Origin of the sequence: Kitasatospora phosalacinea (assembly GCF_000717185.1) — a bacterium.
In the GTDB taxonomy this organism is placed as follows: domain Bacteria; phylum Actinomycetota; class Actinomycetes; order Streptomycetales; family Streptomycetaceae; genus Kitasatospora; species Kitasatospora phosalacinea_A.
On the sequence record NZ_JNYE01000017.1, the window covers coordinates 52137 to 77684 of the forward strand.

Annotated in this window: 26 protein-coding genes; 12 read left to right on the top strand and 14 right to left on the bottom strand. The window is 74.0% G+C overall.

The window, feature by feature from the left end; all coding sequences use genetic code 11:
- The first annotated feature begins 77 nt into the window (after positions 1-77).
- The gene (locus tag OO57_RS09930) at positions 78-326 is read left to right on the top strand and encodes a DUF5302 domain-containing protein (RefSeq protein WP_033251973.1); all 249 of its coding nucleotides are present in this window, start codon (positions 78-80) and stop codon (positions 324-326) included.
- Between the two features lie 106 nt (positions 327-432).
- Here OO57_RS09930 and OO57_RS09935 read toward each other — a convergent pair whose 3' ends face one another.
- The 6 genes from OO57_RS09935 to OO57_RS46720 all read right to left on the bottom strand — a co-directional run bounded on the left by OO57_RS09935 (position 433) and on the right by OO57_RS46720 (position 5169).
- A complete protein-coding gene (locus tag OO57_RS09935; RefSeq protein ID WP_081973578.1) occupies positions 433-1371 on the bottom strand; it encodes an alpha/beta hydrolase in 939 nt (312 codons plus the stop codon).
- Positions 1372-1485: 114 nt separating this feature from the next.
- Positions 1486-2106: a TetR/AcrR family transcriptional regulator gene (locus tag OO57_RS09940; RefSeq protein ID WP_051777063.1), complete on the bottom strand. Its 621-nt coding sequence runs from the start codon at positions 2104-2106 to the stop codon at positions 1486-1488.
- 124 nt (positions 2107-2230) lie between these two features.
- Positions 2231-2473, bottom strand: coding sequence for a hypothetical protein (locus OO57_RS09945; RefSeq protein WP_063737529.1), 243 nt, complete (start codon positions 2471-2473; stop codon positions 2231-2233).
- 89 nt (positions 2474-2562) lie between these two features.
- On the bottom strand, positions 2563-2952 hold the full coding sequence (locus tag OO57_RS09950; RefSeq protein WP_033252013.1) for a YciI family protein: 390 nt from the start codon (positions 2950-2952) through the stop codon (positions 2563-2565).
- A gap of 154 nt (positions 2953-3106) precedes the next feature.
- Positions 3107-4345, bottom strand: coding sequence for an MFS transporter (locus tag OO57_RS09955; RefSeq protein WP_033251974.1), 1239 nt, complete (start codon positions 4343-4345; stop codon positions 3107-3109).
- A gap of 107 nt (positions 4346-4452) precedes the next feature.
- Complete coding sequence (locus tag OO57_RS46720; RefSeq protein WP_051777069.1) at positions 4453-5169, bottom strand: ATP-binding protein; 717 nt, start codon at positions 5167-5169, stop codon at positions 4453-4455.
- A 230-nt stretch (positions 5170-5399) separates the two neighbouring features.
- Here OO57_RS46720 and OO57_RS09965 point away from each other — a divergent pair, with 230 nt between their 5' ends.
- The 9 genes from OO57_RS09965 to OO57_RS10005 all read left to right on the top strand — a co-directional run bounded on the left by OO57_RS09965 (position 5400) and on the right by OO57_RS10005 (position 15826).
- Positions 5400-6287, top strand: coding sequence for a hypothetical protein (locus OO57_RS09965; RefSeq protein ID WP_051777071.1), 888 nt, complete (start codon positions 5400-5402; stop codon positions 6285-6287).
- 141 nt (positions 6288-6428) lie between these two features.
- Positions 6429-7160, top strand: coding sequence for a YcnI family protein (locus OO57_RS09970; protein WP_051777074.1), 732 nt, complete (start codon positions 6429-6431; stop codon positions 7158-7160).
- Positions 7161-7244: 84 nt separating this feature from the next.
- On the top strand, positions 7245-7925 hold the full coding sequence (locus tag OO57_RS09975) for an SCO family protein (RefSeq protein ID WP_051777076.1): 681 nt from the start codon (positions 7245-7247) through the stop codon (positions 7923-7925).
- Complete coding sequence (locus tag OO57_RS09980; protein ID WP_051777078.1) at positions 7922-8395, top strand: copper chaperone PCu(A)C; 474 nt, start codon at positions 7922-7924, stop codon at positions 8393-8395. The genes OO57_RS09975 and OO57_RS09980 overlap by 4 nt, the downstream gene beginning before the upstream one ends.
- A gap of 33 nt (positions 8396-8428) precedes the next feature.
- On the top strand, positions 8429-10759 hold the full coding sequence (locus OO57_RS09985; protein ID WP_234337289.1) for a FixH family protein: 2331 nt from the start codon (positions 8429-8431) through the stop codon (positions 10757-10759).
- A complete protein-coding gene (gene efeB / locus OO57_RS09990; RefSeq protein WP_033251976.1) occupies positions 10756-11979 on the top strand; it encodes an iron uptake transporter deferrochelatase/peroxidase subunit in 1224 nt (407 codons plus the stop codon). The genes OO57_RS09985 and efeB overlap by 4 nt, the downstream gene beginning before the upstream one ends.
- A 134-nt stretch (positions 11980-12113) precedes the next feature.
- Positions 12114-13049, top strand: a complete 936-nt coding sequence (gene pheA / locus OO57_RS09995) for a prephenate dehydratase (RefSeq protein WP_033251977.1) — start codon at positions 12114-12116, stop codon at positions 13047-13049.
- A 651-nt stretch (positions 13050-13700) separates the two neighbouring features.
- Positions 13701-14981, top strand: coding sequence for a serine--tRNA ligase (gene serS, locus OO57_RS10000; protein WP_033251978.1), 1281 nt, complete (start codon positions 13701-13703; stop codon positions 14979-14981).
- 29 nt (positions 14982-15010) lie between these two features.
- A complete protein-coding gene (locus OO57_RS10005) occupies positions 15011-15826 on the top strand; it encodes an HAD family hydrolase (protein WP_033251979.1) in 816 nt (271 codons plus the stop codon).
- A gap of 97 nt (positions 15827-15923) precedes the next feature.
- On the opposite strand, the gene OO57_RS10010 is transcribed toward OO57_RS10005, so the two are convergent.
- The 4 genes from OO57_RS10010 to OO57_RS47185 form a co-directional block, all read right to left on the bottom strand.
- Positions 15924-17744 carry an LCP family protein gene (locus tag OO57_RS10010; protein ID WP_033251980.1) on the bottom strand — a complete coding sequence of 607 codons (1821 nt, stop codon included), beginning with the start codon at positions 17742-17744 and terminating at the stop codon, positions 15924-15926.
- A 226-nt stretch (positions 17745-17970) separates the two neighbouring features.
- Complete coding sequence (locus tag OO57_RS10015) at positions 17971-18321, bottom strand: hypothetical protein (protein ID WP_033251981.1); 351 nt, start codon at positions 18319-18321, stop codon at positions 17971-17973.
- Positions 18318-18572: a hypothetical protein gene (locus OO57_RS10020; protein WP_033251982.1), complete on the bottom strand. Its 255-nt coding sequence runs from the start codon at positions 18570-18572 to the stop codon at positions 18318-18320. The genes OO57_RS10015 and OO57_RS10020 overlap by 4 nt, the downstream gene beginning before the upstream one ends.
- Before the next feature lie 192 nt (positions 18573-18764).
- A complete protein-coding gene (locus tag OO57_RS47185) occupies positions 18765-19136 on the bottom strand; it encodes a hypothetical protein (RefSeq protein WP_324606771.1) in 372 nt (123 codons plus the stop codon).
- A 629-nt stretch (positions 19137-19765) separates the two neighbouring features.
- Between OO57_RS47185 and OO57_RS10030 the strand changes: the two genes are divergently transcribed.
- Positions 19766-20485: a FadR/GntR family transcriptional regulator gene (locus OO57_RS10030; RefSeq protein WP_051777082.1), complete on the top strand. Its 720-nt coding sequence runs from the start codon at positions 19766-19768 to the stop codon at positions 20483-20485.
- Positions 20486-20571: 86 nt separating this feature from the next.
- Positions 20572-21819, top strand: coding sequence for a CynX/NimT family MFS transporter (locus OO57_RS10035; RefSeq protein WP_033251983.1), 1248 nt, complete (start codon positions 20572-20574; stop codon positions 21817-21819).
- A 105-nt stretch (positions 21820-21924) separates the two neighbouring features.
- Here OO57_RS10035 and OO57_RS10040 read toward each other — a convergent pair whose 3' ends face one another.
- From OO57_RS10040 to OO57_RS10055, 4 genes are read right to left on the bottom strand one after another with little or no spacing between them, the layout of a single operon-like run.
- Positions 21925-22641, bottom strand: coding sequence for an ABC transporter permease (locus OO57_RS10040; RefSeq protein ID WP_033251984.1), 717 nt, complete (start codon positions 22639-22641; stop codon positions 21925-21927).
- A 10-nt stretch (positions 22642-22651) separates the two neighbouring features.
- The gene (locus OO57_RS10045) at positions 22652-23569 is read right to left on the bottom strand and encodes an ABC transporter ATP-binding protein (protein ID WP_033251985.1); all 918 of its coding nucleotides are present in this window, start codon (positions 23567-23569) and stop codon (positions 22652-22654) included.
- A gap of 9 nt (positions 23570-23578) precedes the next feature.
- The gene (locus tag OO57_RS10050; RefSeq protein WP_033251986.1) at positions 23579-24472 is read right to left on the bottom strand and encodes an ABC transporter permease; all 894 of its coding nucleotides are present in this window, start codon (positions 24470-24472) and stop codon (positions 23579-23581) included.
- Positions 24469-25509, bottom strand: a complete 1041-nt coding sequence (locus OO57_RS10055) for an ABC transporter ATP-binding protein (RefSeq protein ID WP_033251987.1) — start codon at positions 25507-25509, stop codon at positions 24469-24471. Before OO57_RS10055 ends, OO57_RS10050 begins: the two co-directional genes overlap by 4 nt.
- Positions 25510-25548 lie beyond the last annotated feature (39 nt).

Genomic DNA, 25548 nt, shown 5'->3' on the forward strand with positions numbered 1-25548 from the left:
GATATCGGCTGACAGCAACCCCGGTCGACATGGCAGGGTGTGCTGCAGCACACCCGCTCCCCGTCCAGGAGGTCCCCATGAGCAGCGACACCGCCCCGGCCGCCGAGCCCGCGCCGGACGCCACCGCCGACGCCGAGACCGGCACCGGAACCGGCGCCGAGACCGTCGCCCCGGACGACCAGAAGGCCAAGTTCCTGGCCGCACTGCAGCGCAAGGGCGGCGAGAACCGGAACACGAACGGCGGCCCCGGCAGCGACTCGAAGATCCACGGCACCCACGGCGCGGCCGGCGGCAAGCGCACCTTCCGCCGCAAGAGCGGCGGCTGAGCGCCACCGATCACCCGCCGAACACCCGGACGGCCGGTCCCGCGCCACGTGCGCCCGGACCGGCCGTCCGGCGTTCCGGCCCGCGGCCGGGCGCTCCGACCCGCCGTCAGGCGGCGGGCGCCACGGGCTCCGGCGACACCGACGACCCCACCGGCTCAACCGCTGCCACGTCCGGCAGCGACGCGGGAGCGACCGGCAGCGGTTCGGCCAGGAAGGCCAGCACGTTGTCGACCACCGTCGGCTCGGACAGCACCCGGCGGTGGCCCAGGCCCCGGGTGGTGATCAGGCGCAGCTGCTCCTCGTCGTACGCCGCGCGCAGCAACTGGGACTGGCGGTACGGGACGACGTCGTCGCCCTCGTCGTGCACCGCCAGGATCGGCGCGGTGACCAGCTCCGGGCGGCGGGTGGCGTCGAAGCGCTGCCAGATGTTCCCGGCGCCGGGCAGCAGGACCTGCTCGATCCGGCGGACCAAGTCCCGCTCCAGGCGCTCGTTCAGGCCCGTGATGGCGGTGAACGCCTCGACCAGGTAGCCGAATTCGGCGAGCCCGGCGATCGAGACGAGCCGTCCGACCGGCACGCCCTCGGCCATCGCGAGGAACGTGCAGCAGGCCCCGAAGGAGTGCGCCACGGCGGCCTCGAACGGCCCGTGCCGCTCGGCGAGCCGGACGATCAGCTCGCGGTACTCCAGGATCGTGACGGTCCGGCCCCCCGAGTCGCCGTGCGCGGGCGCGTCGAAGGCGACCGGGCTCATCCCGAGGTCCAGCAGCCCCTGCACGTACGGGGTGAACCGGGACGCCCGGGAACGCCACCCGTGCACCATCAGCACCGGCCGCCGCCCGTCGCCCCAGCGGTAGACCCGCACCCGCTTGCCGTTCACCGAGAGCTCCTCGGTGACCGCGCGGTCGTGCAGCTCGCGCTCGGCGGGACGGACCCGGCTGCGGCGGATCGGGTGCCGGAAGAGCTCGAAGGCCACCCGGCCCGGCGGGGCGGTGGCGACACGGGAGGTGGCGTTCAGCGCGGTGCGGACGAGAGCGGTAGCTGTCATGGGCGAGATATTAGCACGACCGTTCGTGCAATTTCTGGGAGTGGAAACCGCCCGGAACCGCCCGGGACCACTCGCGGTCGGAACCGCCGGTCAGACCGGGTACCGGGTGGGGCGTCAGGCCGGGGGGAAGCCCAGCAGGCGGCGGACCGCCCGCATCGTCCGGTCGTAGCGGGACGGGTCGTCGTGCAGCACCGCGAGGCTGTTGGCGCTGTCCATCAGGCCGGTCAGCAGCATCGCCAGTTCCTCCGGGTCGGGCCCCGGCGGCAGTTCGCCGGCCGCCTCGGCCGCCCGGGCCAGGTCGACCACCAGGCCCTCCCACTCCAGCGCCGACTGGGCCAGCGCGTCCCGCACCGGACCGGGCTGGGCGTCGAACTCGGCCGTCACCGAGTAGAAGAAGCAGCCGCCGTCGAAGACCCGGCCCCGCGAGTAGTCGAGCCAGCGCTCGCACAGCGCCAGCAACCGGGACGCCCCCGTCGGCCGCTCCAGCGCCGGGGTCACCACCCGGTCGTAGAAGATCCGCCGCGCCGCCCGGACGGTCGCCAGCTGCAGTTCCTCCTTCGAACCGAAGCCCGCGAACACGCCGCTCTTGCTCAGCCCCAGGTCCGTCGCCAACCGCCCGATCGACAGCGCGCCCAACCCCTCGACCGAGGCGATCTGCACCGCCCGACCGAGCACCGCCCGCCGGGTCTCGTTGCCACGCTGGACCCGGCCGTCGGTGGCGGAATCGATGACCACGGAAACACCTCCGGCAGAACGGGTCGGAACACCCGCCAGGGTACGCCGGGACCGCCCGCGGGCGGCCGTCGGACGTCGGCTGTCGGTCCTCGTCCGTCGGCTGTCGGCCGCCGGTCGTCGGTCGTCAGCCGGTCTGTTCGTCGTGCTCGTCCGGGAGGTACGGGGTCTCGCGTAGGAAGAGCGCCCCGCAGGTGTGGCAGTTGTGGTCGGGGTCGACCGTCCAGCGGGTGGCGTCCTGGAGGGGCGCGGCGGCCTCCAGCTCCCTGCCGCACAGCGCGGTGAGATCCGCGTTGCGGACGATGTGCCAGCTGACCACGGAGTCCGTGGCACCGGTCGGGTCGGTCTCGGCGCGCATCTGGTGCATCATGATCACCATGGTCCGCCGCCCGGACCGGCCCGGCAATTCGCGCAGGGGCGGTGCCGCGACCTCCACGCCTTGTCATCGGTGCCGCGACATCAGCCCTGCGCCGGGGGCTCCGACATCAGCTCGCGCACCTCGATCGGCATGTTCATCGGCTTCCCGTCGTGCCCGGGCGCAGCGGAGACCCGGGCCGCGATCTCGACCGCCCGGTCCTCGTCCGCGCAGTCGACCAGCCACCAACCGAACAGGAACTCCTTGCCGGTCGGGAACGGTCCGCCGGTGACGAGGGGCGCCCCGTCGGTGGCCCGGACGATGCGGGCGGTGTCGGGCATGGCGAGGCCGCGGACCTCGACCAGTTCGCCGCTGGCGGTCAGGTCGGCCGCCGTCCGGCGCATGTGCGCGACGTGGACGGCCACGGCCTCGGGAGCCCAGGTGGGGATCGGCGGGACGGTGGTGTCGTCCTGGCTGAAGTGCAGCTGCAGCATGTACGTCACGGCGGGGCTCCTCGCGGTGCGGTGCGGATCGTCGTCTTCCGTACCAGGGTCGGAGCCGGGACGCCGTTCTCGACGTCCCGGTGCCGTGCCGCGCCGCGCGGGTCGGTGGGGGCCGCCGGTGCGGGCCGGTGCGGGTCGGGGCGGGTCAGGTGTTCGGGTGCAGTGCCCGCCAGGCTGCCAAGGTGGCGAGGAGGAGGGCGGTGCCGGAGAGGGAGAAGCCGAGTCGGGCGTCGACGTGCTGGGAGACGGCGGTGACGGCCAGGCCGCTGAAGGGGAGGGTGCCGGTCATCGCGCTGCCCCACAGGGACATCACGCGGCCGCGCATCGCGGGGGCGGAGCGCAGTTGGGCCAGGGTGTTGGCGGTGGCGATGAACCAGATCGAGGTGAGGCCGACGGCGGCCATGCCGGGTACGGCGACGTGGACGTTCGGCGACAGGGCGGTGAGCAGGATCGCGGCGGAGGTGGCCAGCGACAGGGTGCGGACCCGGCGCGGGGTGGGTTCGGGCGAGGCGGCGGCGAGCAGGGCGCCGGGCAGGCCGCCGATGCCGAACGCGGCCATCAGCAGGCCGTACCCGCCGCCGCCCGCGTGCAGGGAGTAGCTGACCAGCGGGGGGAGGGTGAGTCCCATGCCGAAGATCAGGCCGCTGGCGGCGGACATCGGCAGCAGGCCGCGGATGAGCGGGGAGCGCCAGGCGTAGGAGAGCCCCTCGCGGGCCTTCGCCCCGGGGGCGTGGGCGGGTTCGCGGCGCGGGCCGCCGCCCGCCGGGCGGAGCTTGATCAGGGCGAGCATCGGGGCGGCGTAGGAGAGCGCGTTGAAGGCGAAGCAGAACGCGGGGCCGCTGGTGACGAGCAGGGCGCCCGCGATGCTGGGGCCGATCACCCGGGAGGCGTTGAGCGCGACCTCCCAGAGTCCGACGGCGCTGGCCACCGCGCCGGAGCCGACCAGGTCGACCACGAAGACCTGGCGGGCCGGGGAGTCGACGGTGGTGATCAGGCCGGTGCAGGTGGAGAGGGCCAGCAGCACCCACAGGTGGAGGCCGCCGAAGGCGGCGACCAGGGCCAGGGCCAGGCTGACGGCCATCATCAGGCTCTGGGTGACCAGCAGCAGGCGGCGCCGGTCCGAGCGGTCGACCAGGGCCCCGGCCCACGGGCCGAGGATCAGTGTCGGGCCCCAGGCGCAGGCCGTCTGGACGGTCAACCAGACGGCGTTGTGGGTGAGTTCGAGGATCAGCCAGGACGTCGCGACCCCCTGGGCGAGGGCGCCGGACGCGGACGTCAGCTGGCCGTAGAACCAGAGCCGGAAGTCCCGCCCCTGTAGGGCCTGACCCATCCGGGACAGTGCGCGACGGGAGGCGGAGGCGGGCTCCGCAGTGGTGGTGGTCATGGTCCCTCCGGTGGCCGGTCTAGACCATAACCAGCCGTCCCGGAGGGTCCGCCAGCGGGTTTCGGACCGTGAGACGTGCGGAGGGAGGGGGAGGAAGGGGAGGGCAGTCAGGAGGCGGTGCGCAGCAGGGCGGCGGCGGGGCGCGGGGTGAGGAGCTTGTCGAAGCTGACGGTGGCGCCGCGCAGCGGGTGGGTGCGGAGCTGGACGTGGTCGGCCAGGGCGTGGATCAGGAACAGGCCGCGGCCGCACTCGGCGTCCAGGTCGGGCAGGCCGTCGGCGGCGGGGGCGGGCAGCGCCGGACACAGCAGCGGGGGCAGCACGTGGGTGTCGTAGGGGGCGGGGCGGTCCGCGGCGGGGCGGCGGGCGGTGAGCACCCGGGCCGGGACGGAGGCGCGGCCGCGGCGGGTGCGGCAGCGCGGGGCGGGGCGCTCGGCCGGGGGACGGCGCGGCGCCGCCGGACGCGGGGCGGGACGTTCGGCGGCGGGACGGTCGACGGCCGGGCGTTCGGCGAGCGGGCGTTCGGCGAGCGGGACGCCGAGGAGGGCGGGGACGGGGGCGGCCGGGCTGGTGTTGGCGACCTCGATCCGCAGCAGGTCGCCGCTGCGCGAGACGGTGACCTGGAAGGTGTCCCCGGCGGGGGCGGCGGCGTGGGCGGGAGCGGCGTGCTCGACCGCGTTGGCGCAGGCCTCGGTGAGGGCGAGGCCGAGGTCGAAGGCGACCTGCGGGTCGACTCCGGCGGAGTCCATGGCGCCGAGCAGGATGCGGCGGGCGAGCGGCACGCTGGCCGGTTCGCGCTTGAGGTGCAGAGTCCACCAGATTTCCACGGGAGATCCCTCCTGGCTGCGGCTCCACATACAACTAGCTATCTCCTCGGCGGTGCACGGCGAACCGTCCGCACGAGCCAAGCCCGCCCGTTCGGCGGATGGACTGGTCCTGTCGGGTGTGCCGATCAGCGCGCGAACGGGTGAGTGCGCCGGGCGGTTTCTCGCCATTCGGGGCCGGTTCACGCCCCTGCCCGGGGGCCGGGTGTAGGCGGTGAGATGATGTCCCGGCCATGACCGATCCCACCGCCGCCGCCCGCCGGGGCACCGTCGTGCCCGCCGGCCGGGTGCCCGCCGGCCCGGTGCCCGCTGGACGGGTGTCGGTGGCGGCCTGGGACCTGCGGCTGCTCCGGGCGGTGCCGTTCGCGCTGGTGTGCACGCTGGTGGCGGCCCTCGGGCACGCGCGGGCGGGTGGCGCGGTGGCGCCGGACGTGCTGCTGCTGGGGTTCGCCGCGGTGTGCGCGGCGGCCGCGCTGGTCGGCGGGCGGGAGCGCTCGCTGGCGGCGATCGCGGCCGCGCTGGGCGCCGGGCAGTTGGGGCTGCACCTGCTGTTCCACTTCTTCGGCGGCGGCCTGGGCGGCGGCGCGCCGATGGCGCACGCGCAGATGGCCGGGATGGCCGGGATGGCCGGGACGGCCGGTTCCGGTGCGGCGGACCCGCTGGCGGTGGTCGCGGGTCGACTGCTGTGCGACGACGCCCCCGGCAACGGGCTGACCGTCGTCCCGCTGGACACCACGCCGGAGCAGGTGGTGAGCGCCGCGGGCCTGGACCCGCAGGCGGTGATCGCGGCCGCGGCGCCGCACGCGGCGTCCGGCTGGCTGGGGCTCACCCCCGCCATGCTGCTGGGCCATCTGGCGGCGGCGCTGGTCGCGGGCTGGTGGCTGCGGCGCGGCGAGGCCGCGCTGTGGCGGCTGCTGCGGACGGCCGCGCTGACCGCCCGGGAGTGGGCGGCCCCGCTGCGCACCGCGGTGGTGCTGCTGACGGCGCTGCTGCTGGGCGCGGAGCGCCCGGCCGCACCGCGCCGGGCCGGGCGGGCGGAGGACTGGCCGCTGCCGGTGGCGGCGGTGCTGCGGCACAGCGTGCTGCGCAGGGGACCGCCCGCGGTGGCGTTCGCGCGCTGATCGGGCCCGGGGAGAACGACCGGGGCCGGGCGCGCACCGCTGCCGCCGTGCCCGCGCCGTGAGCGGGCCGGACGGGCCCCGCACCTCCCCCCGCGCCGACGCGGCACCGCCGCGCGGCCCCCTCTCCTCAGGAGTCCCCTGATGCGTTCGCTTTCCGCCCGTCGTTCCCTCGGTGCGCTCGCGCTGGCCGCCGGCGCCCTGCTGGCGTCCGCCGTCCCCGCCTCGGCGCACGTGACCGTCCAGTCGAACAACGCCCAGCAGGGCGGGTACACCGCCGTGGCGTTCCGGGTGCCGAACGAGAGCGACACCGCCTCCACCGTGAAGGTCGAGGTCAACCTGCCGCTGGACCACCCGATGGCCTCGGTCCGCACCCAGCCCGTCCCCGGTTGGACGGCCGTGATGGAGAAGTCGAAGCTCGACAAGCCGCTGGACTCGCACGGCCAGCAGATCACCGAGGCCGTCTCGAAGATCACCTGGACCGCGAACGACGGCACCAGGATCGGCCCCGGGCAGTACCAGGACTTCTCGGTGTCGCTCGGCGCGCTGCCGACCGACACCGAGCAGCTGACCTTCAAGGCGCTGCAGACGTACGACAACGGCGACGTGGTCCGCTGGATCGAAGAGGCCAAGGACGGGCAGGCCGAGCCGTCCAAGCCCGCCCCGGTGCTGAAGCTGACCAAGGCCGCGGGCGCGACCGCCGCGGCCGCCGACCACCACTCGACGGACGCCACCGGCACCCAGCAGGCCGCCGCGTCCGACGCGAAGGCCTCCGACTCGACGGCCCGCACCCTGGGCGTGGTCGGCATCGTGGTCGGCGTGGTCGGCGCGGCGCTCGGCGCGGCCGGGCTGCGCCGCCGTTCCGCCCGGTCCTGACGCACCGCCGGGACGGGGCCGCGCGCCCCGTCCCGGCACCCCCTTCCCGCACGTACGAGCTCCCCGCACGAACAGGAAAGTCCCTTGGCTCCCCTCCCCCGCCCCCGCCCCCGGCTGCTGACCGCCGCCGCCCTCGTCCTCGGCGCCTCGCTGGCGCTCTCCGCCTGTGCCTCGTCCGGTGACGGCGGGGAGAGCACCGGGGCGGCGAAGGTCAGCAAGAAGGCGTCGACCAGCCGGTACCAGGGCACCGTGCTCAGCAAGAACTTCGAGAAGCCGGACCTGGTGCTGAACGACACCTCCGGGCAGCCCTACGACCTGCGGGCGCGGACCGCGGGCAAGAGCGTGCTGCTGTTCTTCGGGTACACCAGCTGCCCGGACGTGTGCCCGACCACGATGGGCGACATCGGCGTCGCGATGTCGAAGCTGACCGCCGAGCAGCGGGCGAAGCTGGCGGTCGTGTTCGTCTCCACCGACCCGGAGCGGGACACCCCGCAGGTGCTGCGGACCTGGCTGGACTCGATGGGCAAGGACTTCGTCGGGATGACCGGCGACCTGGCGAAGGTGAAGGCCGCGGCCCGGCCGCTGGGCATCGCGGTCGAGGACCCGGTGGTGGACGCCAAGGGCGCGGTCACCTCCACCCACGGCGCGCAGGTGCTGGCGTTCCTGCCCACCGACGACAAGGCGCACCTGCTGTACATGGCGGGCTCCTCGATCGACGTCTACAAGCACGACCTGGAGCTGATGGCGGACGGGGTGGCGGTGTGAGCAGCCGGTCGTTCCGGCGCTCCGCGCTGCTCGGGGCGGGGCTAGCGGCCGCGCTCGCGGTCGGCGCGGGCGCGGTGGCGCACCAGTCCGGGGACGGCGGCGCGCCGCGGCTGACCGTCGCGGACCCGTACATACCGCTGCCCGCCACGCCCGGCGGGACGGGCGCGGGCTACCTGACCGTCCGCAACAGCGGCGGCGCGGACACCCTGGTCAGCGTGAGCAGCCCGGCCGCCGGGTCGGTGACGATGCACCGCTCGACCGACAGCACGATGGAGCAGGTCGACCGGATGGACGTACCGGCCGGCGGCACCCTCGACCTGTCCCGCGGCGGCGCGCACCTGATGATCATGGATTGGACCCGACAGCCCGCTCTGGGCGACGAGTTGGAGCTGGACCTGCAGTTCGCCAAGGCGGGCCGGGTCGTGGTCAGGGTTCCGGTGAAACCGCTGACGTACCGTCCGGGGAGCTGATCGGCGATGGCGACGAGGAGAGGCACGCACGTGGTGACAGGGGCGAGGCGGCGGCTGGGCGCGCTGCTGGTGGTGCTGGTGGCGGCGCTCGGGCTGGTGCTCGGCGGGGCGACGGCGGCGTCCGCGCACGCCACCCTGGAGGGCACCGACCCGGAGCGGGGCTCGGTGGTGGCGACCGCGCCCGCCGCCGTCACGCTGACCTTCAGCGAGGGCGTGTCGCTGTCCGCGGACTCGGTGCGGGTGCTCGACCCGCAGGGCAACGCGGTCGACGACGGCAAGCCCGAGCACGTCGACGGCCGGGCCGCCACCGCCCGGGTCGCGCTGCGCTCCGGCCTCGCCGACGGCACCTACACGGTCGCCTGGCGGGCCGTCTCGGAGGACTCCCACCCCGTCGGCGGCGCCTTCACCTTCTCCGTCGGCGCCCCGTCCGACACCTCGGTGGACGCCGCCGCCGTCCAGGGCGCCAAGGCCGACGGCGCGGTCGCCTTCGCCTACGGCACCGCCCGCACCGTCGCCTACGTCGCGTTCGCGCTGCTGGCCGGGGCCGCCGCGTTCGTCGTCGTGGTGTGGCCCGGCGGCGCGGCCGTGCGCGGCGTGCAGCGGCTGCTGATGACCGGCTGGGTCGCGCTGCTGCTGTCCACCGTCGCCGTGCTGATGCTGCGCGGCCCGTACGAGCGCGGCACCGGCCTCGGGCAGTCCTTCGACCTCTCGCTGGTGCGCGCCACCCTGGACGAGCGGATCGGCACCGCGCTCGCCGCCCGGCTGCTGCTGCTCGCCGCCGCGGGCGTCTTCCTGTCGCTGCTGGTCGGCCAGTTGGGGGTGCCGAAGCCCGTTCCCGCCGCGGACCCGGCCCCGGAGCCGGAACCCGAGGACGAGGAGGAGGCGGAGCTGCGACGGTTGGAGCGGGCCGCCGCCGAGCGCCCGCAGCGCGACGCCCGGCTCGGCCTCGGCCTGGCCGGGCTCGTCCTCGCCCTCGCACTGACCGCGACCTGGGTCGGCGCCGACCACTCCTCGGTCGGCATCCAGGTGCCACTGGCGCTCCCGATGGCCGCCCTGCACCTGCTCGCGATGGCCGGCTGGCTCGGCGGCCTGGCCGTCCTCGCCGTCGGCCTGCGCCACGGCCTGTCCGCCGGCGCCGTCGACCGCTTCTCCAAGCTGGCGTTCTGGCTGGTCGCGGTGCTCGCGGTGACCGGCGTCTACCAGTCCTGGCGCGGCCTCGGCTCGTGGAGCGCCCTGGTCGACACCGAGTACGGGCGGCTGCTGCTGATCAAGATCGGCTGCGTGGCGGCGATGCTCGGCGTCGCCTGGATCTCCCGCGCCTGGACAGCCCGGCTGCGCGCCGCGGACGGGGCCCCGACCGGGGCGGTGGCTGCCGGGACGGCGGTAGCCGGGACCGTGGAAGCCGGAGCGACGAAGGCCAAGACGGTGGAAGCCGAGAGTGCGGCAGCCGGGACCGCGGAAGCCGAAGCAGTGAAGGCCAAGGCGGTGGAAGCCGAAGGGGCGGAAGCTGGGACGGCGGCAGCCGAGACCGTGGAAGCCGGAGCGGCAGAAGCCGAAGCAGCGAAGGCCAAGACGGTGGAAGCCGAAGCCGCGGAAACCGGAGCGGCGGCAGCCAAGACGGCGGCAGCCGAGACCGCGGAGCCCGGAGCGGCGGAGCCCGGAGCGGCGGAGCCCGGAGCGGCGGAGCCCGGAGCGGCGGAGCCCGGGGCGGCGGAGCCCGGGGCCGGTGAGGGTGCGGGTGCCGCGGACGGCAGCCCGGAGCGGGCTGCCCAGCTCGCCCGGCAGCGGGCGCTGCGCGAGCGGGCCCGCGGCGAGCGGACGGCCGTCGGCTCCCCGGCCCGGGCCGGGCTGCGGCGCAGCGTCGTGGTGGAGACCGCGGTGGCGATGCTGGTGCTGGTGGTCACCACCATGCTCACCAACTCCCCGCCCGGGCGCGTCGCCCAGGCCGTCGCCGACGCGCCCGCGACGGCGGGCACCGGTGCGGGAGCGGGCGCCGGGGCCTCGGCGGTGCCGGGGCGGACCGAGGAGCTGAAGCTCCCGTACGACACCGGCGGCCGCACCGCCAACGCCAAGGGCACCGCGGTCGTCACCGTCAACCCGGTCGCCACCGGGCCCAACGCCGTCACCCTGAAGCTGACCGACTCCGCCGGGCAGCCCACCGAGGTGCCGGAGCTGGAGCTGGCCTTCACCCTCCCGGACCGCGACCTCGGGCCGCTGCCGGTGACGCTGCAGGCGCAGGGCACCGGCAGCTGGACCGGCACCGCGCAGCTGCCGCTGAACGGCGTGTGGGTGGTGTCGGTGACCGTCCGCTCCTCCGACATCGACCAGGTGACGGCCACCCGGCAGCTGAAGGTCGGCCCGTGAGCGCCCGGCCGGCCGGGCTGTCGCGGCGGGCGGTGATCGGCGGGGCCGGGGCCGGGCTCGCGGTGGGGGCGGCCGGCGGGGCGTGGGGCGGGCGGGCGTCCGCGCACGCCCCGGCCGACGGGGGGACGCTGGGCGCGGCGCGGGTGCCGTTCCACGGGCCGCACCAGGGCGGGATCGTCGAACCGGCCCAGGCACGGGCGGAGTGGGCGGCGTTCGACCTGCTGGCCAGCACCCGGCGGGACGGGCTGGCCGCGCTGCTGCGCGGCTGGTCGGCGGCGGCCGCCCGGATGACCGCGGGCGAACCGGCCGCGGAGGGCGAGAACCAGGTCGCGCTGGACGCCGGGCCGAGCTCGCTGACCGTCACCTTCGGCTTCGGCGCGTCCCTGTTCGACAAGGTCGGCCTGGCCGACCGCCGCCCGGCGGCGCTGGCCGCGCTGCCCGCCTTCCCCGGCGACGCGCTGGACCCGGCCCGCTCCGACGGCGACCTGTGGGTGCAGGTCGGCGCGGACGACGCCCTGGTCGCGGTGCACGCGCTGCGGGTGCTGGCGCGGCTGGCCACCGGGCTGGCCGCGCCGCGCTGGCTGATGTCGGGCTTCGCCCGCACGCCCGGGGCGACGCCGCACCCGGTGACCGGCCGCAACCTGATGGGCCAGGTCGACGGCACCAACAACCCGCGCCCGCAGGACCCGGGCTTCGCCGCCACCGTGTTCGCCACCGGCCCGGACTGGATGGCCGGCGGCAGCTACGCCGTGCTGCGCCGGATCCGGATGCTGCTGGAGGGCTGGGACACCCTGCCGCTGGACCGGCAGGAGCGGATCATCGGCCGCCGCAAGAGCGACGGCGCCCCGCTGTCCGGCGGGCCCGACGCGGTCGAGCGCACCCCCGTCGACCTGGCCGCCACCGACCCGGACGGCGTCCTGCGGATCGCCCCCGACGCGCACGTCCGGGTCGCCGCGGCGGACTCCAACGGCGGGGCGGCGATGCTGCGGCGCGGCTTCTCCTTCCACGACGGCCTGCTCGCCGACGGCTCCCCCGACGCCGGGCTGCTGTTCGCCGCGTACCAGGCCGACCCGGCGCGCGGCTTCGTGCCGGTGCAGCAGCGGCTGTCGCGGGGCGACGGCCTGTCCCGGTACCTGCGGCACGAGGCGTCGGCGCTGTTCGCGGTGCCGCCGGGCGCGCCCGCGGGCGGGTACGTCGGGCAGCAGCTGCTGGAGGGCTGACCGGCCGCCCGTACGGGTGTGCGGGCCGCTGCCCGAGGGGCGGGACGGGGCCGGGAGGGGCCGGGAAAGTGGCTATGGTGACGGGGTGGGCCGGGGATGCCCACGCGTGAGGCGCAGTGAGTTCGGAGGCGGTCATGTCGGCGACCCGTTACACCTACCTCGGGCCCGCGGGCACCTTCACCGAGGCGGCGCTGCGCAGCCTGCCGGAGGCGGCGACCCGGGAGCTGACGCCGATGGCGTCGGTGTCGGCGGCGCTGGACGCGGTGCGGGCCGGTGAGGCCGCGGGCGCGATGGTGGCGATCGAGAACTCGGTGGACGGCGCGGTCACCACCACCAGCGACGAGCTGATCAACGGCAGCCCGCTGATGATCTACCGCGAGGTGCTGCTGCCGATCTCGTTCGCGGTGATGGTCCGGCCCGGCACCGTCGCGGGCGACGTCAAGACGGTCAGCGGCCACCCGGTGGCCCAGCCGCAGGTGCGGCACTGGCTGGCCGCCAACCTGCCCGACGCGCAGTGGGAGTCGGCGGCGTCCAACGCGGAGGCGGCCCGGCTGGTGCAGGAGGGCCGCTACGACGCGGCGGTGGCGGGGGCGTTCGCGGCCGAGCTGTACGGGCTCCAGGTGCTGTCGGACGAGATCCACGACGCGGCCTCGGCGACCACCCGGTTCGTGCTGGCGGGCCGTCCGGGGCGGGTGTCCTCGGCGACCGGCTGGGACAAGACCTCGATGGTGGTGTGGCTGCCGGACGACCACCCGGGCGCGCTGCTGGAGCTGCTGCAGGAGTTCGCGGTGCGCGGGATCAACCTGATGCGGATCGAGTCCCGGCCGACCGGCGAGGGCATGGGCAGCTACTGCTTCCTGATCGACTGCGAGGGGCACCTGAGCGAGCGGCGGGTCAGCGAGGCGCTGATGGGCCTGAAGCGGATCTGCCCGCAGGTGCGCTTCCTGGGCTCCTACCCGCGGGCCGACAAGGGCACCGCCTTCCCGCTCCGCAACGGCACCTCGGACCTGGACTTCGCGAACGCCGCGGACTGGCTCTCGCGCTGCCTGGACGGGCGCGGGGAGCTGTAGCCGTCCCGCCTCCCGGGCGGGGCCGTGGACGGCTCCGCCCCGTTCATTTCCGACACGCCCGGGCGTCACCTGCCCGGCGCAGCCCCGTTCACCTGCGGCGCGGTCGGCCGGGCGGGTCGGGGCCGCGGTCGGGCGGTTCATCCACAGGGCGGCGGGCGGCGTCCACAGGCCCGGTTGTCCCCAGCTGACGGGCAGTTATCCACAGGTCCGGGCCGGAGTCGACAAAACGGTAAAGAAACCACTGGAGCCGGTCAGATCATCTACTAGCGGTGTGGAGTGGACCAATCGGACCAGAGTCGCCCTTGCACCGACAAATCACCTGGGCGAGCGAGCGAATTCCCTCACTCGGGAAGCCGAATCGAGGTTTGAAACCTGCAATTCCCGGTTCGGACGTCTGCGGACCTTTCCCTTCCCGCTGTCCACAGGCGCGGGCGCGAGCCTGTGGATAACCCGCCCCCGGGAAGGTCGTCCACCGGGGTTATCCACAGGAAGGGCCGGGTTATCCCCAACCCCTGGAACGGCTTTCCCCCGGCCGCGCCGGGCAGCATGCCACACCCCCGGACGGCGGGCCCCGGCCGGCCGCGCCCGGCCGACCGCGCCCGGCCGGGCGGCGTCCCGGAGCGGCCCCCGGCCACCGGTAGGCTGGAGCCCGTGATCGACCTCCGCCTGCTCCGTGAAGACCCCGAGCGAGTGCGCACCTCGCAGCGCTCCCGTGGTGAGGACGTCGACCTGGTCGACGCCCTCCTCTCCGCCGACGAACGCCGCCGCGCGTCCGGCACCCGCTTCGACGAGCTGCGCGCCGAGCAGAAGCAGCTGGGCAAGCAGGTGGCCGCCGCCAAGGGCGAGGAGAAGGCCGCCCTGCTGGCCCGCACCAAGGAGCTGGCCGCCGAGGTGAAGGCCGCCGACGCCGCGCAGGGCGAGGCGAAGGAGGAGGCCGAGCGGCTGCAGCGCGCGCTGGCCAACCTGATCGACCCGGCCGCCCCGGTCGGCGGCGAGGAGGACTTCGTCACGCTGGAGGAGATCGGCACCCCGCGCGACTTCGCCGCCGAGGGCTTCGAGCCCCGCGACCACGTCGAACTGGGCCAGCTGCTCGGCGCGATCGACACCGAGCGCGGCGCCAAGGTCGCCGGTGCCCGCTCCTACTACCTGACCGGCCCCGGCGCGCTGCTGGAGCTCGCCCTGGTCAACATGGCGATGGCGCAGGCCTCCGCGGTCGGCTTCACCCCGATGATCACCCCGGCGCTGGTCCGCCCCGCCGCGATGGACGGCACCGGCTTCCTCGGCCAGGCCGCCGAGAACGTCTACTACCTCGCCGACGACGACCGCTACCTGGTCGGCACCAGCGAGGTCCCGCTCGCCGCGTACCACATGGACGAGATCCTGGACGCCGACCGGCTCCCGCTGCGGTACGCGGGCTTCTCCTCCTGCTTCCGCCGCGAGGCCGGCACCTACGGCAAGGACACCCGCGGCATCATCCGCGTCCACCAGTTCGAGAAGGTGGAGATGTTCGTCTTCACCGCCCCCGAGGACGCCGAGGCCGAGCACCGCCGCCTGCTCCAGTGGGAGAAGGACTTCCTGAACGCGCTGGAACTGCCCTACCGGGTCATCGACGTCGCCTCCGGCGACCTCGGCGCCTCCGCCGCGCGCAAGTTCGACATCGAGGCGTGGGTCCCGACCCAGGGCAAGTACCGCGAGGTCACCTCCACCTCCAACACCACCGAGTACCAGGCCCGCCGGCTCTCCATCCGGATGCGCGACGGCGAGGGCGTCCGCCCGCTCGCCACCCTCAACGGCACCCTGGTCGCCGTCCCCCGGGTGATCGTCGCGCTGCTGGAGAACCACCAGCGGGCCGACGGCTCGGTGGTCCTGCCCGAGGCGCTGCGGCCCTTCCTCGGCGGGAAGGCCGTGCTGGAGCCCGTCGCCGCCCGGTAACACCCCTTCGTCCAGGAGCACCCCGCGCCATGAGCACCGCCCCCCTGCCCTACCGACTGGTCGCCACCGACCTCGACGGGACGCTGCTCACCAGCGCCGAGGACGTCTCCGCCCGCACCCGCGCGGCCCTGGGCGCGGTCACCGCGCTCGGGGCGAAGCACATCATCGTCACCGGCCGCTCGGCCGGCTGGACCAGGCCGGTCCTCGACGAGATCGGGTACACCGGGATAGCGGTCTGCGGGCAGGGCGCCCAGGTCTACGACGCGGGCGCGCACAAGCTGCTCACCTCCGTCACCCTGGACCGGCAGCTGGCCGCCGTCGCCCTCGCCAAGATCGAGGCCGAGACCGGCCCGCTGGCCGTCGCCGCCAACCAGGACGGGCTGGACGGCGAAGTGCTCGCCGGGCCCGGCTACCGGCTGCGGATCGGCACCGAACTGCCGATCCGCCCGGTCGCGCCCGAGGAGCTCCTCGCCGCCCCCGTCAGCAAGCTGTACATCCAGCACCCCGACCTGACGGACGACCAACTCGCCGACGCCGCGAGGTCGGTGGCCGGTCAGCTGGTCAACGTCACGATGGCGGGCGAGGGCATCGTCGAGCTCCTCCCGCTCGGCCTGACCAAGGCCACCGGCCTCTCGCTGGCCGTCCGCCGCCTGGGCGTCACCGCCGCCGAGACCATCGCCTTCGGCGACATGCCCAACGACGTCCCGATGTTCCGCTGGGCCGGGTACGGCGTGGCGATGGGCAACGCGCACGAGCAGCTGCGCGCGGTCGCCGACGAGGTGACGGTCAGCAACGACGAGGACGGCGTCGCCGTGGTGCTGGACCGGGTGTTCGGGCTCGGCTGACGGACCGCCGGTCGGCGGACCGCCGGTCGGCGGAGCGCCGGTCGGCAGACCGCTGGTCGGCAGCCCGTCAGCCGGAGGCCCGTCGCTCGGCGGCGCGTCAGCCGAAGGTCAGGTCGGAGCAGGCCGCCTGGTCCGCGGAGCGGGCTTCCTCGGCGATTCGGGAGGAGACCGGGCCCGGGTCGGTGGCCCCGGCCGAGGCCTTCCCGCCACCGGCCGAAGCCGTCCCGCCGGCGGCCGCGGCCGCGTAGTCCTTGCCGAGGACCAGCGTGATGCCGGGCGTGCTCCCGGCCTCGACCGTCGCGCCGGGGAACAGCGCGGCCACCGCCTGCGCGCGCTCCTTCTGCGAGGCCGAACCGTACTGGACCACCGTGGTGGCGTGGTTCTGGCTGGCCGCGTTGCCGGTCGCGGTGACGGTGTAGTGGGCGCCCTTGAGCACCGCGGCGGCCTTGTTCCCGAGGCCACCGGTGGTGGTGCCGTTGTAGACGGCGACCTTCACACCGGTGCCGTCCGCGGGCGGGGCCGGCGTCGCGGAGGGCTTCGCGGTGGCCGCCGCGGAGGCGGCCGGGGACGGGGAGGCGCTGGCGGCGCCGGCGTCCTTGTTGTCGAGGGTCCGGTCGGCCTTCAGCGCGGCCCACAGCTGGTCGACCTCGGGGTGGTCGAAGCCGATCTTGGCGCCCTCGTAGTGCCAGGGGGTGGTGACGAACTTGATGTCGTGCAGGTCGATGCCCTTGAGCGTCATCGCCAGGTCGGTCAGCTTCTGGACGCTGTCCAGGTCCTCGTCCACGGTCAGCGACCTGGTGGCGGCGTCGGCCAGCGGGTACAGGCTGGTCGGGCTCATCCCGTTCGACTTGACCTGCTTGATCAGCGCCGAGAGGAACGCCTGCTGGCGCTTCATCCGGCCGACGTCGGAGCCGTCGCCGATGCCGTGCCGCAGCCGGACGTAGTCCAGGGCGGCCTGGCCCTCCACCTTCTGGACGCCCTTGTGGTAGATCAGCTTGCCCTTGCGGCCCAGGTTGGGGTTGAGGTCGCCCTCGTGGATGTCGTTGGGCAGGCAGACCTGGACGCCGTCGACGGCCTGGGTCATCGCGGCGAAGCCCTCGAAGTTGACCACGATGGTGTGGTCGACCCGCAGGTCGGTGAGCAGCTCCACGGTGTTCTGGGTGCACGCCGGGTTGCCGGACTCGGAGTTGCCCACCGAGAAGGCGCCGTTGAAGCGGACGTTGGGCTGCTCCTTGGCCCACGTCTTGTTCGGCAGCTTGCACTTGGGGATGGTGACCAGTGCGTCGCGCGGGATCGAGACGCCGACGGCGTGCTTGTGGTCGGCGTAGACGTGCAGCAGGATCGTGGTGTCCGAGCGGGCTCCGCCGTCCTCGCCGCCGCCGAGGTCCTTGTTGTCGCCGTCGCGCGAGTCGGAGCCGATCAGCAGGATGTTCATCGGCCTGTTGCCGTTCGCGTCGGCCGACGCCTCCGGGGGGCGGCTCTCGCTGACGCCGGACTTGTCCCAGGAGGAGATGTTGGCGTTCAGCCGCCAGTAGAGGTAGCCGCCGGTGCCGACCACGGCGAGCGTGGTGCCGACCAGGCTCCAGATCACGATCCGCTTGGTCCGGCGGGCGCGGAGCTGACGCTGCGCGGACCGCCCCTGCGCCGCCCGCCGCGCCCCGGCCCGACCGCCCTCCGGCGGACCGTCGGCGGCCGCGCCCCCGGCCCGCCGCCCGCCCCGGCCCTGCGCCGCCCGCCGCGCCTCGGCCCGGCCCCCGGCGGGGGCGTCGTCGTGGCCGCCGGAACGGCTGCGCGGCACCCGCGGCCCGGGTATGTCGTCGCGCTGGGGCGCGTCCTGCCGGTACGGGTCGCCCTGCGGGGGAAGGTCCTCCCACCACCCGGCGTCCTCACCCGACGTCCCCGCCCTGCGGCCTGTCATTCCTGCACCCTTCACCGGAAGCTGCCCCGCGGGGCGCCTCTACCACCGCCCCGCCCGCCCAGGTCTGCGTCGACGGGCGGATGGAGCCGGAGAGCGGAGCATACAAAGGGATCATTTCCGAGTCACTGCCCGGGGCACCACTCCGTGCACTGGAACGCCCGCATGCGGACCGCCGGTTCCCGCCCCCGGGTGTGAGCCGTACAACGCCCCGGCGCCGGACGGGCGTTCAGCGTTCCCTGAGCCGGGAGTCCACGTGCGGCCGCAGGGCGGCGGCGAAGGCCGAGGACAGCCCGATCACACCGAGTGCCGTAGCAACGGTCGTCGGCCAGGGCATGGAAACCTCGATGCCCTGCGGCCACAGCTGGCTCCCCGCCACCAGCCAGCCGCCGAGAACGCCGATGAGCATGGCCAGGCCCACGATGACCGCGGCCTGAGCAGCGAGGATCCGTCGCTGGATGCCACCGGCAAAACCGACGACGCGCAGCAGAAGCATGCGGGCACGGATCTCCTGCGCGGAGCTTCCCACCGCTGTCATCGCCGACAGGAGAGCGATGGCTCCCCCGGTCGTGAGGGTCACCGTCCACCGTGCCGGAAGTGGTGGCTGGTACCCCCGCTCGACATGGATGTCGGAGGTGGGGACGCCCAGGGATAGCGGACGGTGTCCCCCAGCGACAGGCGGCTCTTCGAAGCCGGTGCGGGGGAGACGGCGATCTCGTCGGCCGCACTCGGCATCCGCCCCGAAACGGTGCGCACCAGGCCGGACGCCATCGGGTTCGACCAGTCGGTCTCGCGGTAGGGGACCTGCTGGGTGATTCCGGAGATCACCATCGGGAGATTTCCACGATCCGACCGTCCTGCATCCTGACGACACGGTCCGCGTACTCAGCATTGGCCGGATTGTGGGTGGGGACGATGGCCGTCACCCCCGAATCACGCAGGTCGCGCAGGGTCTTCAGGACCTGAGCACCCGTAGCCGAATCCAGTGCACCGGTCGGTTCGTCCGCGAGTAGCAGGCGGCGTTCACCCACCACGGCCCGGGCCATCGCGGCGCGCTGCTGCCGGCCCCCGACACCTCGTCGGGAAAACGCGGGCCGAGCCCCGACAGGCCGACCCGCGCAAGCGCCTCATCGGCCCGGCGGCGGGCCTCGGCACGAACCACCCCCGGCCCTCCAAGGGCAGCGCGACGTTTTCCTGCAGGGTGAGTTCGGGAAGAAGGTTGAGTTCCTGGAAGACGAAACCGATGGAAACCATCCGCAGGTAAGACAGATGTACCTCCGACAAACCGGCGAGATCTGTTCCCAACACTTCAACCCGACCCGCCGAAGCCCGGCCCAAACCACCGATCAGGACAATGAATTCTCCATCGGCGACATCGAGGTCCACGTCGTTCACCGCGTGGACGTCCCCGCTGATCGAGGTGTACGTCCGACGGACACCTGACTTGCCTCGTCGTTGTTGCACAGCTGACGTAGGAGTTACGCGAGGACGAGTTCATGCACTCGCTGCCGCCGCTGGTCGGCGAAGAGGCGGGCGCTGTTCCAGTTGCACGAGCCGGAGTTGTCGGCGAGCGCACTCGGAGCAGCCATGGTCGGAATCCCGTTCCCGAAGGCGGCCGTCAGGGCTACGGCGGCCATGCGACGTTAAACTGCTTGCATCTTGTACCCCACTAGAACCGTACCGCGACGGCACCGCGCCGGCGCCAAGAAGAAGCCATCGGCGCCGAACCAATAGCGCACGCATCAATCTCATTATCGCGGACATTTACCCCGGGTTATCAATTCCTCTTTTCCTGGGACGGGAGCATTGCGCCCCTTTTTCTATTTGATCCTGGAGGAATTCCCGACCCCTCGCCCAGGGTGCAATGCGTCATGACGACGGAGAGTGACGATCTTCTCCCGTGCAGTGATCACCTCTGCGGCGAACCACGACGCCGTCAAGGGTGGGCCAGTTGTAGGATGACCGGGCAAGCAGTTGTAGGATGACCGGACAGGTCGGCGGTGAGTGTGGAGAGGAGTCCGGGCGTGGAGGGGTTGCAGGCGGCGGGGCGGCGGTCGTTGGTGGATGCCGCGATCGAGCAGCTGCGGGAGCAACTGGCGTCCGGGGTCTGGGCGGTGGGGGCGCGGATCCCGACCGAGCACGAGCTCGCGGAGCAGTTGCAGGTCGGGCGGAACACGGTGCGCGAGGCGATCCGGGTGCTGGTGCACGCGGGGATGCTGGTGTCGCGGCAGGGCGAGGGGACGTTCGTCCGTTCGACCAGTGACCCGGCGGCGGTGCTGCGCGGGGTGCAGCGCTCGGGGGTGCGGGACGTGCTGGAGGTGCGGGCCGCGCTGGAGACCGAGGCGGCCCGGCTGGCCGCCGAGCGGCACACCCCGGAGGACCTGGCCCGGATGCGGGCCGCGCTGGCGCGCGAGGCCGAGGTGATGGCGGCGCACCCCGAGCGGACCGGGCGGGAGGCCACCGTCGAGCACGACCTGGAGTTCCACACCGCCGTGGTGGAGGCCGCGCACAACCCGGCGCTGACCGAGGTGTACCGGTACTTCGGGGCCTCGGTGCGGGAGTCGATGCGCACCGCGTTCGGCGACCGCGACATGCCGGAGGTGGTGATCGCCACCCACGCGGCGCTGGTCGACGCGATCGAGAGCCGGAGCCCGGAGCGCGCCGAGGCGGCCTGCCGGGCGCTGCTGGCGGAGCCGACGGCGGCGGTGGAGCAGCTGCTCGCCGCGATCGCCGCGCGGAAGTGACGCGGGGCCCGCGCCCGCCGTCCCCGCAGGAGCAGACGCAGTCGCAGTCGTAGTCGCACCACCGAGCACAGAGAGTCAGCCCAGCCATGTCCGTCACCCGTGCCGTCCAGCCCGCCCTCGACCAGAAGGTCGGTACCCGAACCGCCGCCCGTTTCGCCCATCCCGCCCTGCTGCTGGCCGGGATCGTGCTGGTGGCCCTGAACATGCGGGCCTGCCTGGCCGCGGTCTCGCCGATGGTCGCCGAGATCCAGCGGACCTTCGGCCTGTCCGCGACCGCGAGCGGCCTGATCACCACCGTGCCGGTGCTGTTCCAGGGCGCGGGCGCGCCGCTGACCCCGCGGCTGACCCGGCGCTTCGGGACCGAGCGGGTGGTGCTGGGCGCGGTGCTGGCGCTGGGCGCGGGCGTGCTGCTGCGGGTGCTGCCGTCGGTGGCGGCGCTGTACGCGGGCTGCGTGGTGATCGGCGTGGCGATCGCGGTGCTGAACGTGTCGATGCCGGGCCTGGTGAAGCGGGAGTTCCCGCACCGGGCGGCCATGATGACGGGCGTCTACTCGACCACCATGCTGGTCGGCGCGACCATGGCGGCCGCCCTGTCGGTGCCGCTGGAGCACGCGCTGGGCGGCGGCTGGCAGGCCTCGCTGGGCGCCTGGTCGGTGCTGGCGCTGGTCGCCGCGGTGGCCTGGCTGCCGCAGGTGCTGCGGGCCCGGCAGGAGCGCACCGTGCCGGTGCAGGCCGCGCCCGCGGCGCTGCCGAAGGGCGCCGGGACCAGCCCCTGGAGGTCCGGACTCGCCTGGCAGATCAGCGTGTTCATGGGGATCTCCTCACTGCTGGTGTACACCCTGGTGGCGTGGATGCCGACGATCCTGGCCGACCACGGGATGCCCCGCGGCGAGGCGGGCCTGGTGTTCGCGTTCAGCAACCTGGTGCAGGTGGTCGGGGCGTTCCTGGTGCCGCTGCTGGCGGGCCGGATGACCCGGCAACGCGCCCTGGCGCTGGCGATGGCCGGGCTGAACGGGGCGGGCGTGCTGTGGCTGCTGCTGGCGCCGGTCTCCGGGGCGTGGTTCTCGGCGACGGTGCTGGGCCTGGCGCAGGGCGGCTCGCTGGGCCTGGGCCTGGCGTTCATCGTGCTGCGCACCGACAGCGTGCTGGGCGCGGCCCGGCTGGGCGGGATGAGCCAGGCGGTCGGCTACCTGGTCGCGGCGGCCGGGCCGGTCGGCGCGGGCGCGCTGCACCAGCTCACCGGCGGCTGGGACGCGACGCTGCTGGTGCTGCTGGTGCTGGCCGCGGTCGCGGCGGTGGCGGGCTGGGGCGCGGGCCGCAACCGGACGGTGTGAGAGGAGCCCGGCGGGCGGGCCGCGACCGGACGGTGTGAACGCACGGAACGGGAGGAGGGCGGGGACGGTCGTGGTGACCGTCCCCGCCCTCCGTGCGCCCGGGGCCTACTCGTCGCTGCTGAGCGTGAGCCCGGCGAGCTTGACCGAGGCGTACACGGTGGCGCCGACCCCGACGACGACCAGCAGCCACAGCGCGGTGGCCAGACCGACCGGGGCGATGACGGTGCCGTCGGCGGCGACCGCCTCGGCCAGCGACAGGCCCCACTGCTGGACGGAGAGGGTCTGGGCGCCGTCGACGTAGCTGCCGATCAGGCTCTCCCAGATCAGCGCGTAGGCGAGGCCCGCGATCACCGCGTGCCGGGTGAGCACGCCCAGCAGCAGGAACACCGCGCTGTACGCGGCGCCGGAGGCGAGCGCGCCCACGGTGTAGCCGAGCACGACCTCGTCCCCGGTGCCGTACAGGAGCAGCCCGGCGACGTAGATCGGGACGGCGGAGAGCAGCCAGGTGCTGCCGACGGCGACGGCCAGCTTGGTGGTGACGATCTTCCAGCGGGGCAGCGGCTTGGCGAGCAGGTAGACGATCGAGCCGTCCTCGATCTCGGTGGCGATCACGCCGGTGCCGACGATCAGGCCGGTGATCGGGACGAGGGTGCCCAGGGCGAGGGTGCCCAGGATGCGGTGCACGAGGTCCAGTTCGTCCATGCCGTTGTTGCGGGCGAGCACGGAGATGACCAGCAGCAGGACCGGGACGGCCAGCAGGATCAGGACCCGGCGGCGGCCGAACAGGCCGCGCGCGGTGAGCCTGGCGACGGTGGTGTTCATCGGGGGCCCTTCAGGACGAGACCAGGTACGAGAAGACGCTTTCCAGCGACTCGTCGGCCGGGGAGACGGTGTACAGGCGGATGCCGGCCGCCCGGGCGACCTTGGGCAGCAGGGTGGTGAAGCCCTGGAAGTCGACCGCCTGGATGCGCAGGGCCTTCTCGGCGGCGTCGAACTCGATGCCCGCGGTGGAGCCGTCCGCGATCAGTGCGGAGGCGAGCTGCCGGTCGTCGCTGGAGCGCACCAGGTAGCGGTGCGGGCGGTCGGTCATCAGGCGGCGGATCTCGCGGAAGTCGCCGGACGCGGCGTGCCGCCCGGCCACCACCACCTCGATGTGGCGGGCGAGCTGCTCGACCTCCTCCAGGATGTGCGAGGAGAACAGCACGGTGCGCCCGTCGGCGCCGAAGCGGCGCAGCAGCTCCATCAGGTGCAGGCGCTGGCGCGGGTCCATGCCGTTGAACGGCTCGTCCAGCAGCAGCACCGAGGGGTCGTGGACCAGCGCGGAGGCCATCTTGACGCGCTGCTTCATGCCCTTGGAGTAGGTGCCGGTGTGCCGGTCCTGGGCGTACCCCATCTCGACCAGGGCGAGGGCCCGCTCGGCGGCGGCGCCCGGGTCGGCCAGGCCGTGCAGTTCGGCGTTGGCGAGGACGAACTCCCAGCCCGTCAGGTAGTCGTACATCGACTCCTTCTCGGGGACGAGTCCGATCTCCCGGTACACCTCCTGGTTGCGCCAGATCCGGGCGCCGTCGAGGGTGACGGCACCGGCGGAGGGGGCGAGGAACCCGCTCATCATGTGGATGAGGGTGGACTTCCCGGCGCCGTTGGGGCCGAGCAGGCCGGTGATGCCCGGCCCGATGGTCATCGTGACGTCGTTGACGGCGACCACGTTCCCGAACCAGCGGGAGACCTTGTCGATGGTGATGACGGCCATGGCTGCCTCTCAGACGTTCCGGTAGCGGCGCAGCGTCAGCGCGTAGCCGCCGGCCGTGAGGGCGAGGAGCACCGCCGTGAACACCGCCGTGCCCGCTCCGTCGGGGGCGTGCAGGGCGGAGGGGCTGTCGGCGTCCAGGCCGAAGAGCTGGTTGACCAGGGCCTCCACCAGGGTGGACGGGGAGATCAGGAACGCCCAGGAGGCCGATTCCTGCGTCGGGTCGAAGCCGCCGTTCAGCGCGTAGGTGATGTTGGCCACCGCGAAGCTGATCATCAGGACGCCCATGATCGCGGCCACGCCGAAGCCGCGGCGCGGGGTGGCGGCGGCGATCAGCAGGCCGAGCGCGCTGTACACCAGCGCGTACAGCACCGCCGCGAGCAGGCCGTACAGCAGGTGCAGCAGGTTCTCGCCGACCGGGAACTTCGCCAGCATCGCACCGGTGAACAGCAGCAGCAGCGGCAGCGCCAGCACGATCATCAGTGCGCTGAACATCGCCGCGAACTTCGCTGCCACGTAGTCGCCGCGGGTCGCCGGACGGGAGAAGTACAGCGGCACGACGTGGTGCCGCAGGTCCCGGGACATCAGCACGGGCGCCTGCGCGGCCAGGAAGATCTGCGGCAGCACCGCGAACGCGGCCAGGTAGCCGGGGTAGTCCATCGGCATCTCGTCCAGCTGCGCGAACAGCGCGATCGCCAGCATCCCCAGCGCGGGCGCCGTCATGCCGCCCAGCAGCAGGAACGGCAGCACCTTGGACTTGCCGGAGCGGCCCAGGCCGAACGCGGCCCGCAGGCTCTGCACGTACAGCGAGCGGGTCGCGTACCGGCGGCCCAGCCGCGGCCCGGCGTACGGGCGGTAGCCGATGTCGTGGATGACGCCGCCGTGGGCGTCGGAGCGGGTGGTCATGCCTGCTCGCCTCCTGCGGCCGCGGCCCGGTACGCGTCCGCGCGCCCGGCCTCGTACTCGTGCCCGTCCGCGTCCGCGTGCGGGTCCGTGTCCCCGTCCTCGTCGGTCCGGGTGCTGAAGATCTCGGCGACCCGGTGGCGGCGCTGCTCCAACCGGACCAGGCCCAGGCCGAGGTCGTCCACGGCGTCGCGGACGGTGTCGTACGTGTCGTCGCCGGCGAGCTCCACCAGCAGGATCCGGCTGCCGTCGGTGCGGACGGTCAGGCCCGCCGCGGTCAGCCGCCCGGTCAGCACCGCGTCGGCGTCGAAGGTCCGGTCCACCGGGTGGTCGGTGACCTCGACGGCCAGCAGCTGGGTGGTGCCGGTGAACGAGGCCGTCGAGGAGGAGCGCAGCAGCTTGCCGCCGTCGATCACCACCAGGTGGTCGCAGGTCCGCTCCAGCTCGCCCAGCAGGTGGGTGGTGACCAGCACCGAGATGCCGAAGTCGGCGTGGATGCGGCGGATCAGCCCGAGCATCTCGTCCCGGCCGACCGGGTCGAGGCCGTTGGTCGGCTCGTCCAGCAGCACCAGCTGCGGGTCGTGGACCAGCGCCTGGGCGAGCTTCACCCGCTGCTTCATGCCGGTCGAGTAGCCGCCCATCGGGCGGTAGCGCTCCTCGTACAGGCCGACGTGGCGGAGCGTGTCGGCGGTGCGCTCGCGGGCCGCCGAGGCGGGCAGGCCGGACATCCGGGCCATGTGCACCACGAACTCGGTGGCGGACACGTCCGGCGGCAGGCAGTCGTGCTCCGGCATGTAGCCGACCCGCTCGCGGATCGCCGGGCCCTGGGTGGCGATGTCCAGGCCGAGCACCTGACCGGTGCCCTCGGTGGCCGGGGACAAGCCGAGGAGGATCTTGATGAGAGTGGACTTTCCCGCACCGTTCGCCCCGACCAGGCCGACCACGCCGGGCTCCACCTCCACGGTGAGCCGGTCCAGCGCGGTGACCCCGGGGAACCTCTTGGTGAGGCCGTCCGTCTTGATGACTGTGGGCACGGGCATCAAGGTAGCCGTCCGGCCCCACCTCGCGGAATGCGCTAC

What these genes read in the sequence shown, in the direction of transcription:
- OO57_RS09970 (WP_051777074.1), top strand. Translation starts at nt 6,429, where the DNA reads ATGCGTTCGCTTTCCGCCCGTCGTTCCCTCGGTGCGCTCGCGCTGGCC.
- OO57_RS10040 (WP_033251984.1), bottom strand. Translation starts at nt 22,641, where the DNA reads ATGAACACCACCGTCGCCAGGCTCACCGCGCGCGGCCTGTTCGGCCGC.
- pheA (WP_033251977.1), top strand. Translation starts at nt 12,114, where the DNA reads ATGTCGGCGACCCGTTACACCTACCTCGGGCCCGCGGGCACCTTCACC.
- OO57_RS09935 (WP_081973578.1), bottom strand. Translation starts at nt 1,371, where the DNA reads ATGACAGCTACCGCTCTCGTCCGCACCGCGCTGAACGCCACCTCCCGT.
- OO57_RS10055 (WP_033251987.1), bottom strand. Translation starts at nt 25,509, where the DNA reads ATGCCCGTGCCCACAGTCATCAAGACGGACGGCCTCACCAAGAGGTTC.
- OO57_RS10045 (WP_033251985.1), bottom strand. Translation starts at nt 23,569, where the DNA reads ATGGCCGTCATCACCATCGACAAGGTCTCCCGCTGGTTCGGGAACGTG.
- OO57_RS10035 (WP_033251983.1), top strand. Translation starts at nt 20,572, where the DNA reads ATGTCCGTCACCCGTGCCGTCCAGCCCGCCCTCGACCAGAAGGTCGGT.
- OO57_RS10050 (WP_033251986.1), bottom strand. Translation starts at nt 24,472, where the DNA reads ATGACCACCCGCTCCGACGCCCACGGCGGCGTCATCCACGACATCGGC.
- OO57_RS09930 (WP_033251973.1), top strand. Translation starts at nt 78, where the DNA reads ATGAGCAGCGACACCGCCCCGGCCGCCGAGCCCGCGCCGGACGCCACC.
- OO57_RS09965 (WP_051777071.1), top strand. Translation starts at nt 5,400, where the DNA reads ATGACCGATCCCACCGCCGCCGCCCGCCGGGGCACCGTCGTGCCCGCC.
- OO57_RS09950 (WP_033252013.1), bottom strand. Translation starts at nt 2,952, where the DNA reads ATGCTGCAGCTGCACTTCAGCCAGGACGACACCACCGTCCCGCCGATC.
- OO57_RS09945 (WP_063737529.1), bottom strand. Translation starts at nt 2,473, where the DNA reads ATGATGCACCAGATGCGCGCCGAGACCGACCCGACCGGTGCCACGGAC.
- OO57_RS10010 (WP_033251980.1), bottom strand. Translation starts at nt 17,744, where the DNA reads ATGACAGGCCGCAGGGCGGGGACGTCGGGTGAGGACGCCGGGTGGTGG.
- OO57_RS10020 (WP_033251982.1), bottom strand. Translation starts at nt 18,572, where the DNA reads ATGGTGATCTCCGGAATCACCCAGCAGGTCCCCTACCGCGAGACCGAC.
- OO57_RS10005 (WP_033251979.1), top strand. Translation starts at nt 15,011, where the DNA reads ATGAGCACCGCCCCCCTGCCCTACCGACTGGTCGCCACCGACCTCGAC.
- OO57_RS09955 (WP_033251974.1), bottom strand. Translation starts at nt 4,345, where the DNA reads ATGACCACCACCACTGCGGAGCCCGCCTCCGCCTCCCGTCGCGCACTG.